This window comes from Aggregatimonas sangjinii (assembly GCF_005943945.1).
GTDB lineage: Bacteria > Bacteroidota > Bacteroidia > Flavobacteriales > Flavobacteriaceae > Pelagihabitans > Pelagihabitans sangjinii.
In genome coordinates this window covers 2797312-2812183 of sequence record NZ_CP040710.1, presented here as the reverse complement: position 1 = coordinate 2812183, position 14872 = coordinate 2797312, and the positions used below count along the sequence as shown (strand labels likewise).

The 14872-nt window shown below is 44.1% G+C and carries 15 protein-coding genes; 9 read left to right on the top strand and 6 right to left on the bottom strand.

What is annotated here, in order from left to right; translation table 11 throughout:
* Nucleotides 1-56 precede the first annotated feature (56 nt).
* On the top strand, nucleotides 57-695 hold the full coding sequence (locus FGM00_RS11720; protein WP_236262764.1) for a peptidoglycan DD-metalloendopeptidase family protein: 639 nt from the start codon (nucleotides 57-59) through the stop codon (nucleotides 693-695).
* A gap of 184 nt (nucleotides 696-879) precedes the next feature.
* Nucleotides 880-1122 carry a hypothetical protein gene (locus FGM00_RS11715; RefSeq protein ID WP_138853085.1) on the top strand — a complete coding sequence of 81 codons (243 nt, stop codon included), beginning with the start codon at nucleotides 880-882 and terminating at the stop codon, nucleotides 1120-1122.
* Nucleotides 1123-1400: 278 nt separating this feature from the next.
* Here FGM00_RS11715 and FGM00_RS11710 read toward each other — a convergent pair whose 3' ends face one another.
* Nucleotides 1401-2108 (bottom strand): arylesterase, encoded by a 708-nt coding sequence (locus FGM00_RS11710; RefSeq protein WP_138853084.1) that lies wholly within the window; start codon nucleotides 2106-2108, stop codon nucleotides 1401-1403.
* Between the two features lie 75 nt (nucleotides 2109-2183).
* Between FGM00_RS11710 and FGM00_RS11705 the strand changes: the two genes are divergently transcribed.
* The 3 genes from FGM00_RS11705 (at nucleotide 2184) to FGM00_RS11695 (ending at nucleotide 6095) form a co-directional block, all read left to right on the top strand.
* A complete protein-coding gene (locus FGM00_RS11705) occupies nucleotides 2184-2873 on the top strand; it encodes an ABC transporter ATP-binding protein (protein ID WP_138853083.1) in 690 nt (229 codons plus the stop codon).
* Nucleotides 2874-2920: 47 nt separating this feature from the next.
* On the top strand, nucleotides 2921-5419 hold the full coding sequence (locus tag FGM00_RS11700; protein WP_138854698.1) for an ABC transporter permease: 2499 nt from the start codon (nucleotides 2921-2923) through the stop codon (nucleotides 5417-5419).
* 433 nt (nucleotides 5420-5852) lie between these two features.
* Nucleotides 5853-6095 (top strand): hypothetical protein, encoded by a 243-nt coding sequence (locus FGM00_RS11695; RefSeq protein WP_138853082.1) that lies wholly within the window; start codon nucleotides 5853-5855, stop codon nucleotides 6093-6095.
* Between the two features lie 125 nt (nucleotides 6096-6220).
* On the opposite strand, the gene FGM00_RS11690 is transcribed toward FGM00_RS11695, so the two are convergent.
* The 3 genes from FGM00_RS11690 to FGM00_RS11680 all read right to left on the bottom strand — a co-directional run bounded on the left by FGM00_RS11690 (nucleotide 6221) and on the right by FGM00_RS11680 (nucleotide 9503).
* Nucleotides 6221-6853 carry an SDR family oxidoreductase gene (locus FGM00_RS11690; RefSeq protein ID WP_138853081.1) on the bottom strand — a complete coding sequence of 211 codons (633 nt, stop codon included), beginning with the start codon at nucleotides 6851-6853 and terminating at the stop codon, nucleotides 6221-6223.
* A gap of 100 nt (nucleotides 6854-6953) precedes the next feature.
* Nucleotides 6954-8354, bottom strand: coding sequence for an NAD-dependent succinate-semialdehyde dehydrogenase (locus FGM00_RS11685; protein ID WP_138853080.1), 1401 nt, complete (start codon nucleotides 8352-8354; stop codon nucleotides 6954-6956).
* Nucleotides 8355-8381: 27 nt separating this feature from the next.
* Complete coding sequence (locus tag FGM00_RS11680; protein WP_138853079.1) at nucleotides 8382-9503, bottom strand: alkene reductase; 1122 nt, start codon at nucleotides 9501-9503, stop codon at nucleotides 8382-8384.
* Nucleotides 9504-9960: 457 nt separating this feature from the next.
* Between FGM00_RS11680 and FGM00_RS11675 the strand changes: the two genes are divergently transcribed.
* From FGM00_RS11675 to FGM00_RS11660, 4 genes are all read left to right on the top strand, one after another.
* Nucleotides 9961-10284, top strand: coding sequence for a hypothetical protein (locus FGM00_RS11675; protein WP_138853078.1), 324 nt, complete (start codon nucleotides 9961-9963; stop codon nucleotides 10282-10284).
* A gap of 45 nt (nucleotides 10285-10329) precedes the next feature.
* Nucleotides 10330-10707 carry a hypothetical protein gene (locus FGM00_RS11670; RefSeq protein WP_138853077.1) on the top strand — a complete coding sequence of 126 codons (378 nt, stop codon included), beginning with the start codon at nucleotides 10330-10332 and terminating at the stop codon, nucleotides 10705-10707.
* 431 nt (nucleotides 10708-11138) lie between these two features.
* Nucleotides 11139-11381 (top strand): hypothetical protein, encoded by a 243-nt coding sequence (locus FGM00_RS11665; protein ID WP_138853076.1) that lies wholly within the window; start codon nucleotides 11139-11141, stop codon nucleotides 11379-11381.
* A gap of 395 nt (nucleotides 11382-11776) precedes the next feature.
* Nucleotides 11777-12034 carry a hypothetical protein gene (locus FGM00_RS11660; protein ID WP_138853075.1) on the top strand — a complete coding sequence of 86 codons (258 nt, stop codon included), beginning with the start codon at nucleotides 11777-11779 and terminating at the stop codon, nucleotides 12032-12034.
* Between the two features lie 328 nt (nucleotides 12035-12362).
* Here FGM00_RS11660 and FGM00_RS11655 read toward each other — a convergent pair whose 3' ends face one another.
* Together FGM00_RS11655 and FGM00_RS11650 are read right to left on the bottom strand one after the other, a co-directional pair.
* Entirely contained in the window at nucleotides 12363-13958 is a 1596-nt protein-coding gene (locus FGM00_RS11655; RefSeq protein ID WP_138853074.1) for an amidohydrolase family protein, read from the bottom strand.
* Between the two features lie 198 nt (nucleotides 13959-14156).
* Nucleotides 14157-14867 (bottom strand): class I SAM-dependent methyltransferase, encoded by a 711-nt coding sequence (locus tag FGM00_RS11650; RefSeq protein ID WP_138853073.1) that lies wholly within the window; start codon nucleotides 14865-14867, stop codon nucleotides 14157-14159.
* Nucleotides 14868-14872: the final 5 nt, after the last annotated feature.

The window sequence follows — 14872 nt, the reverse complement described above, 5'->3', positions numbered from 1 at the left end:
ATCCGTTTAGTTTTATACCAATGAAAAACCTGCCCGATATACTCCGATCAGTTTCAATGGAAACAATACCCATCTTGGATGCGGATATCCCGTTCACGGCCTATACCCGTTTGGATTTGTCCGATGGAAATATCGACTTGGCAGCCTACGACATCACCGATCCCTTAGAATGCCAAACCTATATCGATACCGTGTTGGAACAAAACAATGGCCAAGTCGCATACGGCGGGTATCTCGAAAAACGAAACCTATATAGCGACAAGGTCGGATTTTCAGGAAAATCGGCGCGAAATATCCATTTGGGAGTCGATTTTTGGTCCAAAGCAGGAACTAAGGTGCTCGTGCCCTTAGCGGGCAAAGTGCATAGTTTGCAAAATAATGCCACTCAGGGTGATTACGGGCCGACCATCATATTGGAACATGAAATCGAGAATACGGTGTTCTATTCGCTATACGGCCATCTTTCCTTGGCCTCGTTAGAAGGGCTGAGTATTGGAAAGGTTTTTAAAAAAGGCGAAACACTTGCCACCTTGGGTACTCCCGATATCAACGTCAACTATGCCCCACACCTTCATTTTCAGTTGATTAGAGATATAGAGGGCAAAAAAGGGGACTATCCCGGGGTTTGTAGCATAAATCGGATGGCATTTTATAAGAACAACTGCCCAAATCCATCTTTTCTTCTCAATATATAGTCTCTTTTACAGGTTGAACTACACCTTCTTTCGGTAAGTGGTATGTACCCCTTTGCGCGTTCACCGAAGCTTTTTTACACTTTATCCGAAATTTTGCAACACACCGAAAATAGGGTGTTCTTGAACGAATCGCCACCCTTTCAAATGCCTTCGCGGGAGTTATTATTATAACAAAACGCAAGTCATGAAAAGCATCTTAACCATCGTCTTCATCATCACATTAGGAGTTTTCGCCCAGGCGCAAAACACGTCTACCGAAGTAGAGGCAAACACAATTGAAATGAGCGTTGTTGTGGTTGCCGATGTTGAAGAAGCTATTATCACCGAGAACACCATGGAAGTTGCGCGTTTGTACCGTCGTTCGAATTCACAAGTAAAGAAAGCCCTTGCTTTCACAACAAAGCGCAACCGCGCTAAAATGGCTTAGAGACTGTTTGGAAATATGTCGTTAGAATTGTTATGGTCTATTTTTGATGCATTATGAGGCAAAATTTTTGAGCATAGCAGCGCTACGGTCAAAAATTTTAACGAAATAAGGCGCAAAAAGAGGCCCTAAGAAAATAAGCGAGATATTTCCAAACAGTCTCTTAATATTAAATCGGGATAAGCTGCTTATCAAGTTATCTCTTTCCGTAAGGAATTGCCCAATAACCTACCGACGTTTTTTTTGACTTATATTCTTTTCTTATGGAACGCAAGACGAGTTCATTGTGCTAAGGCTTCCTTTAGCACCAATGGCCGCAATACCTGCCAAACCGTATTCGCTACGATTTTTTGACCTTCTGTGGTGGGGTGAATCCCGTCGGGCTGATTCAACTCAGGAATACCGGCTACCCCTTCCAGCAAGAAAGGAATAAGCGTCGCATTGTTCTTTTCGGCCAACTCAGGAAAAAGTTGTCGAAATTCCGCGGTATAATCCCCTCCTAAATTAGGAGGCATTTGCATTCCGGCCAAGACAATGCGCGTGTCAGGATTTTTTTCCAAAACGGCATCGATTATGCTTTGTAGGTTGCTACGGGTCTCTTGCAGAGGCGTTCCCCGTAAACCGTCATTCGCCCCTAACTCCAGTACAAAAATGGCAACCTTCTGTTTCAAGACCCAGTCCAAGCGATTCAGGCCACCGGCCGTGGTTTCGCCACTCAATCCGGCATTGATCACTGTGTAATCCAAGTCCAGGGAATCCAATTTATTCTGAACAAGCGCTGGAAAAGCTTCTTCGGGGTCCAGCCCCATACCCGCGGTAAGGCTATTGCCGAAAAATAGGATGATTTCCGATTCCTGTTCCATCTCGCTGGTTTCGATGGCGGCAGTCGATTCCTTTTCTTGGGTATACTGCTTCTTGGCATCCTTTCCACCGCAAGCTGTCAGGAAAAGAATCGAAAAAAAATAACAAAGTTTTAATAGCGTTCGCATGTAGTCAGGGAATTTTAATCAAAATCATTTCCTAATTTGCCGATTCTTTTGAATCAAAAAGAAATACGATTCTACATGGCAAAGATATTAAACGTTCACCAACTCAAAAAAACCTATACCAGCGGTTCTAAAAACCTCACCGTTTTGGATAATATTACCTTTTCCGTTGAAGCGGGCGATACCTTTTCTATCGTAGGGCCCTCGGGGAGCGGGAAGACGACCTTGCTCGGCCTTTGCGCTGGGCTGGACAGGCCTGACGAAGGTAGTATTGAACTTTGCGGTACTGCTCTTGAATCGCTGAACGAAGATCAACGCGCCCAATTGCGCAACCAGAAAGTGGGCTTTATATTTCAGGATTTTCAACTGTTGCCGACCCTAACCGCCCTCGAGAACGTAAGTGTTCCATTAGAACTACAAGGGGCCAAAGATGCAGCTAAAGTAGGGATGCGCCTGTTGGACCAGGTCGGGCTGGCCGACCGCTTTCACCATTATCCCTCCCAACTTTCTGGCGGGGAGCAGCAACGGGTCGCCCTGGCACGAGCGTTTTCCAACAAACCCGCGATTCTTTTTGCAGACGAACCTACGGGAAATCTAGATGAAGAAACCGGTGAAAAAGTTGTACAACTCCTTTTCGAATTGAATCAAGCAGCAGGAACTACCTTGGTTATCGTTACCCATGACCTCGACCTTGCGAAGCGTACCCAACACATTTTACGGCTTAAAGGAGGGAAAGTATTGAACGAAAAAACGACCATTCCCTCGTGAGCGATACCTTAAAAACATCTAGCGCCGGAACGGCATGGCTATTTAAGATGGCATTGCGTGACGGCAAGGCCAGTGGTAAACGCTTGCTGCTCTTTATCGCTTCCATAGTACTCGGTATCGCAGCGGTCGTTTCCATTCAGTCGTTCAGCGGTAACCTCGAGGAAAACATAGCGCTCCAATCTAAAGAATTGATGGGGGCCGACTATCGCATCGATAGCAACCAGCCCCCAAATGAACGCGTGCAGGCGATTATCGATTCGTTGGGCGGTGCCAATGGTAAGGAAGTGAGCTTTGCATCCATGGCCGCTTTTCCCAAAAGCGGCGCCAGCAAATTGGTGCGTGTACGCGGTATAGCAGGAGGTTTTCCCTTCTACGGCGAATTGGAAACCCTTCCCAAAACTGCGGCAACCGGTTATCAAAAAGACCGGGGAGCACTGGTAGACGCGACGGTAATGCTTCAGTTCGGGTTGAAACGTGGCGACAGTATCAAAATCGGGAACACCACTTTCCCGATAACCGGCACCCTATATTCTGCACCCGGTAGCACGGCCATTTCAAGTTCCGTGGCACCGACGGTCATCTTGCCGTATGGAATGATTGAAGGAACCGGCTTATTACAGTTAGGGAGTAGAATCGGCTATAATTTTTATTTTATCGCCGATTCAGGAACCGACCTGAAACAATTGGACGAGGAAGTCGACCCGCTATTGGATGCGCAAAATGCCGATATGGACACCCATACCGCTACAAGCGCGAGAATGGGACGTCGATTCAATAATGTGGGTAAATTTCTGAACCTTATCGCTTTTATCGCCTTACTACTGGGCTGTGTAGGTATTGCCAGTTCGGTACATATTTATATCAAGGAAAAATTGCGCGCCGTGGCCGTCTTGAAGTGTTTAGGTGCCTCCCGGAAACAAAGCTTTTTGATTTATCTGATTCAAATCGCCGGGATGGGATTATTAGGCGGGATTATCGGTACGGTGCTCGGTTTGCTCTTGCAACAATCCTTTCCGTTGATCTTACAGGATTTTCTACCCTTTGAGGTTATCATTTCCTTTAGTATACAGCCTATTATTATGGGCTTGTTGCTAGGTGTCGGTATGTCGGTACTCTTCGCGCTATCGCCTTTGTTGAGCACCTGGTACGTCTCGCCCTTGCAGGTTTTAAGAATACAGGAAAAAACACCGATACAGTCGAAAAGAGCCAGTATCGTGGTCATGATTGGTATCGTGATATTTATGTTCTGTTTTTCGTTTTGGTTATTGGGTAATGTGCGCTATGCCTTGGGCTTTGTTTTGGGCATCGTAGTAACCTTTGGTATTCTGGCAGGAGTCGCCCTCCTTTTTATGAGGGCAGTGAAAAAGTTCTTTCCCACATCGTGGGGTTTTCTCGCGCGCCAGAGCTTGATGAATCTGTTCAGGCCCAACAATCAGACTATGGTTTTGCTTTTGGCCATCGGAGTAGGGAGCTTTTTAATCAGTACGCTGTATTTTACCAAGGATATCCTCTTGGAAAAAGCGACTTTGGAAGGGAGCGAACGCAGCCCTAACATCATCATGCTCGACGTACAGACGGATCAAAAGGAAGCCGTCGTACAGGATATTTTGACCAAGGGGCTTCCGCTTATAGATAATATTCCCATTATCACCATGCGTATGCATAGCATTAAAGGACGTTTGGTAAACGATATTCGAGCGGATACGCTATCCCGAATCAACCAATGGATTTTAAACCATGAGTTTCGAACGACTTATCGCGATTCGTTGATTCCCTCGGAGGTGCTTACGGAAGGGGAATTTACCCCAACTGCCTCTAGCAATAATGCGATACCCATATCATTATCCGACAATGTAGCTAGAGATGCGCAGGTAGTTCTCGGTGATACCCTGGTCTTTAATGTTCAGGGTGTTTTGATGGAGACTATAGTCGGGAGCATTCGGTCTGTAGATTGGGGCCGAATGCAACTCAATTTTTCCGTAGTTTTCCCTAAGGGTATTTTGGAAAATGCCCCTCAATTTCATGTCGTTTCGACCAAGGCGCCGAACGAATCGGTATCGGCTAGTTTACAGAGGGAAATCGTTCGAAAATTCCCCAATGTTTCGGTGCTTGATTTGCGTCAAATATTGACCTTGGTAGAGGGAATTTTGGACAAAATCTCCTGGGTGGTCAATTTTATGGCGTTTTTCAGTATCCTGACCGGCATCATTGTCCTTATCGGTTCGGTAAGGACGAGCAAATACCAGCGTATACGGGAAAGTGTACTTTTGCGCACGCTCGGAGCTAAGAGCCGGCAAATCTTAAAGATTTCAGCCTTGGAATATTTGTATTTGGGGCTATTGGGAAGCGGAATCGGTATTTTGCTATCATTGATCAGTAGTCAACTGTTGGCGGTCTTCGTGTTTCAGACCGCCTTCGTTCCCTCTTGGATACCTTTTGTGCTCATCTTACCGGGAATTACGGCCCTGGTATTGACCATCGGACTGTTCAATAGCCGAGGTGTATTGAATAGCCCACCCTTGGAAGTGCTTCGCAAGGAAAGTTGACATCAGGCAATTTACGTACAGCTTTGGAGAAAAGCCAAATCAAATTTTACAGTTTGTTTTAAAAATACCACAAAGCGATTCTTGATGTATTGGTATTACCTACTACGTATATAAACTTGCACTGGCAATAACGCGTACCTTGATTAAATAAATTCATCATTTCTATTTTCACAAAAAAGAAACCCGATTTCAAGCATACCCAAAAGGCTTGAAATCGGGTTTTTCCTTGTTTTTGGTCAAAAATTCAGAGGCTATTTTCAGGTTGAAATACATCTTCTTTCGGTAAGCGGTAAAAGCGTTCTCGTACGTTCAACGAAGCTTTTTTGCACTTTATCCGAAATTTTGCCACACACCGAAAATAGGGTGTTCTTGAACGAATCGACACCCTTTGAAATGCCTTCGCGGGAGTTATTATTATAACAAAACGCAAGTCATGAAAAGCATCTTAACTATCGTATTCATCATCACATTAGGAGCTTTCGCCCAGGCACAAAATACGTCTACCGAAGTAAAGGTAAACACAATTGAAATAAGCGTTGTTGTGGTTGCCGATGTTGAAGAAGCCACCGTTATCGAGAATACAATGGAAGTTGCGCGTTTGTACCGTCGTTCGAATTCACAAGTAAAGAAAGCACTTGCTTTTACTACAAAACGCGACCGCGCTAGGATGGCCTAAATGCCAAGACCTTTTTGAATACGCTTATCTTGTTTTAAGCTGAATATAACAAATACCCCATTTTCAATGAATGGGGTATTTTATTGTATGAGATGTGAACATTCGTCTATTAGGGCAAGTTTCGCCTAATCCTCTACTGCATGCATGGCTTTGCCGATAAGCGTGTCCCCCTCCAAAATTTCAAAAACTTTCTTATTGGCCATGTTATCGTGTAATGCCCTCACCAAGGTTTGAGCGACATCGGCCCTTGAGATTGATCCACGTTCGTTCAAATCGGTTCCAAGTTTTATTTTCCCGGTCTCTACTTCATCGGTTAAAGCACCTGGCCGTACGATAGCGTAATTCAATCCGGTTTCCTTTAAATATTCATCGGCATTGTGCTTGGCTTCCAAATATGCTTTGAGTTCGGTGGCTTTCTCCGGGTTTTCCGCTCCCATAGAGCTCAACATTACGAATTTCTTAAGGTTCACCGATTTTCCGGCATCCATTAATTTCTTCGCGCCTTCTTGGTCTACTTCTTTCACCTTTTTACCGCCAGAGCCTGCTGCAAATAGTATTCTATCGATGTCCTGAACGGTATGCGTAATATCCTTTTCCAAATCTCCCAGAACTGTGGTAATTCCCTCTGACTCGAACTGCGCCAATTGGGACTTCTTCCTTACCATTGCAATGGGATTAAAATATTGGGAAGACTTTAAAAGGTTTACTACTTTCTTTCCCGTTGTGCCATTTGCACCTGCTACTAAAACATTTTCCATATCTAATTTTTATAAAATTGTTTTCAATTTGTAATTGACTCCATAAGATTTAAAACCCGATACGAGTCTACTATCATTCCCGCTCCTGGCATCGACTACCTTATTCATTTTCCAATACCATAACCGCCTTCACATTAACGAATTCACGAATGCCAAACCCGCCATGCTCGCGTCCGTATCCGGAATTTTTAACCCCGCCGAATGGCATGTTGGGCTGTGCGACGCCAAAAGAGTTTATAAATACCATACCGGTGTCAAAATACTGTTTGGCCAATCGTTTCGCTTTGGCTACATCCTTGGAAAAAATACCTCCACCGAGACCAAAACGACTGTCATTCGCAATACGCATAGCGTCCTCATCATCGACCGCGCGGATAAGCGACGCTACCGGGCCGAACAATTCGTCGTCATAGGCTGGTTGTCCCGGTTGAACGTTGTCTAAGACCGTGGAAGGATAGTAAAAACCCTTCCCCTCTGGCATTTCGCCACCGATTACTATGTTCGCACCGCGGTCTACACTCTTTTCAACTTGTTCGTGTAGCGTAGCGCGCAAATCTTCCCGTGCGATGGGGCCGAGATTGGAATCGGCTTGGGTCGGGTCTCCCATCTCGATACCTTTCATCTTTTCAACAAAAGCTTCTTTAAAGGCATCGTATACCGCGTCTACCACAATAAAACGTTTTGCGGCCACACAAGTTTCCCCATTGTTGTAAATGCGGCCATTTGCACAGGTTTGAGCTGCCAATTCGATATCGGCGTCGGCAAGAACAATATAAGCATCGTTACTACCTAGTTCTAGTACCGTCTTCTTTAAGACCGCTCCTGCCTTTTCGGCAATATGGCGACCTGCACCACTACTACCGGTCAAGGTTACGCCACGCACGAGTTCGTTTTCTATGATTTTATCGGATTGCTCATGGTCGATAATCAATACGGTGAACAAATCTTTGGGAACCTTGGCCTCCTCAAAAATACGATGCAATAATAAGGCGGAGCCCGTTACATTTTCTGCATGCTTCAAGAGAACACCGTTCCCGGCCATCAAGTTTGCGATAGAAAATCGTATTGCTTGATAACATGGAAAATTCCAAGGTTGAATACCGTAGATAACGCCGATGGGCGCATAGGAAATCGTACCCTGACCACCATTTGGGAGCGTGCGTTCCTCATCCGCCAACTCCTTTGGTCCGTTTTCCGCCGTATAATCGCAAATACCGGCACACAAATCTATCTCCTGCTCGCCGTGTTGCAATAGCTTGCCCATTTCTTGAGTCATTAATTGTACGAACTCATCTTTGTGTTTCTCAAGACCTTTTCCAATGGCCTTAATAATTTGAGCCCTATCCTCGGGAGACTCCATGCGCCATTTCATAAAGGCTTCGTGGCACTTTTTGACCGCATCCACTGCCTCGTCGTTAGACATATAGGTATACGACTTTATTTCTTCTCCGGTTGCCGGATTGATTGTCGCAAATCCGTTTTTATTTTTTTCTTCTTTCATAGTATTTAATTTAGCGTTGCGATTCGTTTATTTTTCCGTCAGTTCGGCTTCACGGGCTTTTGCTTCGTAATCGAGGTACCCTTTCTTACCTGGAGTGTAAAAGGTATCGCTATCCCAATCGCTTGTCTCGACATTCTTGGCAAAGCGTTCTACCAAGTCAGGATTTGATACATATAATTTGCCGAAAGAAACGAGGTCGGCATCGCCTCTTTCGATAACCGCATTGCCTTTTTCCTGGTCGAAGCCAGCATTGATTATCAACGTTCCTTTGTACATTGGACGGTATCGTTTTGCGATTTCCGTCTCGGCATAGGGAATATCGGATACGTCATTGAACGGTTCGGAGAGATGTAGATACGCCAAATCATAATCGTTCAATCTTTTTACGATGTAATCAAAGGTCGGAATGCTGTCTTCATCCATCGTCATACCGAAGATACCGTGTAAGGAGGGGTTCAATCGTACACCTATCTTATGTGTCGGCATTACTTGTTTCACCGCGTCAAGAATTTCGAAAAGGATGCGGGATTTGTTCTCATGACTTCCACCGTATTTGTCGGTACGCTCGTTCGATGTGCCACTAAAGAATTGGTGCAATAAATAACCGTTGGAGGCGTGTATTTCTACGCCGTCAAAACCGGCTTCTTTTGCATTTTGTGCTGCCCTTGCAAAGTCGGCCACCGTACGATCAATATCTTCTTGGGTCATTTCTTTCGGGGTGACCGTTTCTTTTTCACCCTCCGGTGTATACACTTCCGCATTCGGATTTAAGGCCGACGGTGCCAAAGGTAGTTTGCCATCATGAAAATCGGGATGCGAAATTCTTCCTACGTGCCAGAGCTGAATAAAAATCCGTCCGCCGACAGCGTGTACCTCCTGCGTGACCTGTTTCCAACCCGCCGTTTGTTCTGCTGAATGGATGCCTGCGGTATTGACATATCCTACAGCTTCTTTTGAAATCTGCGAACCTTCGGTAATAATAAGCCCTGCGGTTGCTCTTTGCTTGTAGTAGAGACCGTGTAGTTCGGGCACCGGTTTCTTGTACTCGTTCGTAGCCCTACTTCGGGTCATGGGGGCCATGACTACGCGATTGGGCAATTGAAGATTTCCTAGGGTAATTGGTTTTAATAATGCTTGTTCTGAATTCATAGCGTTCTTTAAATTTATTGTTCATAGATGGGGTGCCGTTCGAATACCGTTTGTGACTTAGCAGCAATGTATGGCTATCTTAAAAACCACGATTACTCCCAAAAATGGAAAGACAGACTTTCCAAAAAATTGCTGGGGTCAACAGCTTGGGTCGATACATCGAATCGAACCCCCGAATGGAACAAATTTCGGAATTCAGAGGTGGTTTTTGTTGTCCTATCGAATAAGAAGGTAATGGATATGAAACAAAATGGCCATTTTCGCGAATGTGTGTCTCCACAGCATCATTTATTTTGAAAAAGCGGAGCAATTATTAGTTGATAGTCGAACGTATCCACTAATGACCTTAAAATCATTTGAGTTAAGAATTTCTTTCAGAAACGATAGGTGTTATTTAGAATTTGATGAATTTTACAAAATGTAGATAAGGAAATACTTTTTTTCCTTGATTTTATAAATGAGCGACGTAATGGCCGATAAAACCTATAGAACCTGTCAAAATTGCGGTGAGATAAATTTGAATAGGGATTATTGCAAGCAGTGCGGTCAAATAATCAACATCAATTTGAAAAGGCGTTTACAACGTGAAAAAAAAGTAGCCGAAAAAAATAAGATAGCAACGAAAAAAGGCCCCAATCGGTTGACGTTGTTTTTTGAAAAAGCGAAGGAACACGACAACATCCTTATCAAGTTTACCGCCCGTTTTTTCTATTCTATTTGGGTTGTCGTCATTGCCATCGGTTCTTTTCTTGCGTTGCTTTTTGGCTATATTGCGGCTTAATATTTCACACCTTCGAATGACCACTCTGCCATATGTAAAACTCTTATGAATTTCCTTCGAAAATGGTATTTTCCCATACTTTGTGCATCCGCACTCATGGTGTATGGTGCACAGCGTTTCGACCTTTACCTTCCCGGACTCATCAATAACCATTTCAATGATTTCATCTGCATGCCGATAGTCCTAAAAATCTGTCAATATGCGATTCGTACGGTAAAGTCGAACGAAAGACTTCAGGTACCCTTATTTCTTCAGGTACTGTTGACTATCTGCTACGGCGTTTATTTTGAGTTCATACTTCCCCTTAGCAATGATAGATACACTAGCGACCCCTTGGATATTGTCGCCTATTTTTCCGGCCTAGTTTGCTACCAATGGATTGAAAAAAGTGGCATTTTTAAGTTAAGGATTGCCATGGAATAGCTCTAAGTGTACTTTGAACATTATAAAGACCTAATTTTTTTGCCTACTGTATCGATATGCGATTCATCATTTCTTCGCACTCCAGGCTACGGCTGGCCGATAACTTCTTTGTCCAACATTCAGTCATTCTACCATGTTCCTGATATCGAGGTTCGTTTTTATAGACCACACTAGAGAAAAGGAGAAGTGTTTACTTTATTCTTCAAAGAAATTAGGAAATTTTGTTTGATTTGAACTTAAAATTCAGCCACATTTTCAGGTTGAAATACATCTTCTTTCGGTAAGCGGTAAAAGCGTTCACGTACGTTCACCGAAGCTTTTTTGCACTTTATCCGAAATTTTGCAACACACCGAAAATAGGGTGTTCTTGAACGAATCGCCACCCTTTCAAATGCCTTCGCGGGAGTTATTATTATAACAAAACGCAAGTCATGAAAAGCATCTTAACCATCGTATTCATCATCACATTAGGAGTTTTCGCCCAGGCACAAAACACGTCTACCGACGTAAAGGTGAACACGATTGAAATGAGCGTTGTTGTGGTTGCCGATGTTGAAGAAGCCACCGTTATCGAGAATACAATGGAAGTTGCGCGCTTGTACCGTCGTTCGAATTCACAGGTAAAGAAAGCCCTTGCTTTCACTACCAAGCGTAACCGCGCCAAGATGGCTTAAGACCTTTTTTACCTAAGCCATAATTGCCAAGCAATCTTAGTTCTTATAGACCACGAACATTCAATTTTTTCTCTCGATGTTGCTATCTGCGGATGAGGGTTGAACATATTTATATAGTTATGCAACACCGAATTCCCATCTACAGGCCATCTACAAGTTCTCAATAGATGTTCAAATCAGTTGAACGGGCACTCTTTCTCTCTTAATATTACTCCAAACTGTCCGATGAAACGCGCTTAAGTTCGATAAGAAGAAATGCGTACAAATCCACACATCGAAGAAATCCAACCACTCGTCTGTCTTTTTGTTTTAAATCGGAAATATATGGTTTCCAGCGAGTTATATCGTTTTTGGCTACTGTTCATGGTTATCTTAGAGTAACCCAAATGCATATTATGAAATCTACTTTAACCTTACTTTTTATATTAACGATAGGTGCTTTCGCACTAGCCAATACCGGAATGCAACATGATAAAGGCAGCCTTATTCAAATTGATTTTGTTATGGATGTTGATAGCGACCGTGCTATCGATACGAAAACAATTGAAACTTCTGAAAATCAGGAAGTAGTTAGACTATACCGACGCGAAAATACATTGATCAAAAAAGCCTTGCGCTTTAGCACCAAACGTACCAGAGCAAAATTAGCATAATTCTCTTTAACCCAAATCCAATTGAAATGATACTATTCGCACTAGTCGTACCAGCGGCTTTATACCTGGTCAACATATTGGTGTTTCCGAAGACCAAAGGAACCCTGAGACCTTTAAAAGTTCCGAACAAAGAATAACTTTCACAGGTTCGATTAAAATAAGAAGTTCACAAAAGTAGCCTCGCTGTTCACCACCAAAGGAACGGCGGGGTTTTCTTTTGCGTTTGGGCTTGACCTTGGTAAGAAGGGTTGAATTTTAGATTCAAACTCAAAAAATTACGGAGCTAAACCCATGACATTTTCAAATTATCGCTCGCATAAATCCCGACTTATTTCCCTTTGATGCCCGGTTGCAGAATCTTATATCCGGTTTTCGCTTTTTCCGCCGCTACTTGTGCCTTAACTTCTTCCAACAAGGCTTTCGCATCATATATGATGCCGTCCTTAATGGTGTATTTTACACCCCCAACACGTACCACTTCGTTATCTTCGGTAAGCTTTACGGCGCCCGTTCCGTAGAGTACTTTTAGGTTTTTCAAAGGGTTTTCAGCTACTACAACAAAGTCGGCCAATTTGCCAATGGCCACACTACCGATAAGGTCATCGGCACCCAAGGCTTCCGCACCGTTCAAGGTCGCCGAGCGAATGACTTCCAGCGGATGAAAGCCCGCCTCGCGCAGCAGTTCAAGTTCCCTGATATACGCAAAACCGTACAGTTGAAAGATAAAGCCCGAATCAGAACCCGTGGTGACTCGTCCGCCCCGGTTTTTATACTCATTGATAAAAGTCATCCAAAGTTTAAAATTCCGTTTCCATGCGACTTCTTGTTCGGTGCCCCAATCGTGCCAATAGCTACCGTGGGAAATTTTACTGGGCTGATAAAACTCCCATAGCGAAGGCAAAGTATAATTTTCATGCCACTCGGCCCGTCTGGCCCGCTGTAAATCCCGACTCGCCTCGTAGATGTTAAAGGTAGGATCTAATGTAAAATCGAGTTCTAGTAACTCGGTCATTACATTTTCCCAATGCGCTGAATACGGCTCCGCCGCCTGTTGCCATAATTTTCCCGCATTTTCGAAACGGTGCTGCTCGTTCTGATAATTATAGTCTAACGGGTAGTCCTGTACGGTACGGTCATCAAAAAGGGCCTCGGGAAGGCCGTACCAATGTTCCATGGAGGTAAGACCGGCACGTGCGGAATGCAGCACATTCCAACGCGCGACACTCAATTGGGCATGGTGACATGCAGAGCCCAGCCCCAGTTTTTTATTTTCATCCAAGGCGGCGGCCATAATTTCGGGTTCGGCACCAAAGAATTTTATGCCGTCCGCCCCTTTCTTGGCATTCGCACGAACCCACTCCCGGGCTTGGGCCGGAGTGGATATAGGAATATCATTTAATGGGTTGAAGGATTCACTGGTCTGGCCAAATGCCGTATACGCATAAATACGTGGCGCAACGATTTCGTTCTTCGCACTTTTTCGTTTAAGGTCCATAGTGAAATCCACACCTCTGCCACTTGGTTCGCGTACTGTGGTCACGCCGTGTCCCATCCATAATTTGAAGACATAATCTGGTTCGGCACCTTGCGAAGTACCTCCGATATGGCCGTGCATATCTATGAATCCGGGTAGCAGGTACATCCCATCGCAATTAAGTTCCTTACCCCCCAGTGCAAGTTTTGGCCGTTTGCTCTCATCGATTTGAACTCCAGGATAGCCCACGACTTGAATGTTTTTAATGATGTTGTTCTCGACGACAATATCGATAGGGCCTTGCGGTGGTGCTCCGTTGCCATTGATCAGCATAACACCGCGAATGATCAATTGCGGGTATGGACCGTCTCCCTGTACGGATTGGGCGAAAATTCCAGAGGTTCCGATTAAGAAAAAAATAAGGGCAATTTGGATGGATTTGGCTTTCATATGTTGAATTGTTCGTGTTCTAGTTTCACAAGATGTTCTATATTCAATTTGCACCTTGAGTCGTAATTCTTGGCTTTGATTTCCTAGTACAATGGTAGCCAAAGCTTTGATACATATATTTTTTTCGCTCCGTTGCACTGCACCTTGCATGCACTCAGGACAAGTGTCAGATGAGGAATCCTGATTTCTTTTTCGGACTTATCTTTTTACTGCCCTGATATGCATAAAGCTAGGAAAAGCATTCAGTTCTTTAAAATGCTTCTTATCGTATTTTTCAAATTCCGGTTCCGGTTTGGGTTCTATAAGTTGGTCAATATAGAATCCGTTTCTGGTAATGGGTAGTATACATTCCATCAATGGCCTTCTATAACTATGCACTATAACGTCTTTCCCAAAACCGGACCATGTTGCGGCTACCGCTTCCACTTCAAAATACTTTTTTGACTTGAAATATTCATATTCAAAAAAAGGATGCTCGATAGAAAGCACCAGAGAACCGTTGGGTTTCAAGACCCTGGCGAATTCCCGTAGGGTAGGGTTCCAGTCTTCCAAGTAGTGCATGGCAAGTGCACAAACCACTGTGTCGAAAGATTCATCTTTAAGCGTTATCATCGGTTGCGATAAATCGTGTACATAAAATTCCCCCCTTCCGTTGTTCCTTTCGTTGGCCAAAGCTATCATCTTAGGGCTTATATCGAACCCTGTAACCATAGCCCCCTGACCAAGCAAAATCTCGGCATATTTACCGGGTCCGCAGGCCGCGTCCAAGATATGTTTGCCCTTTATAACTGGGATGAGCCTGAGTGTATTGGGGCGGTCGTAGTAGGCGTTGTGCGGCTTGTGGTCGATAAGCGCGTTGTAGTCTTCCGCCAAATCTTCATAGGCTTCCAAAATCTTCTCTTTAGACATAGTGA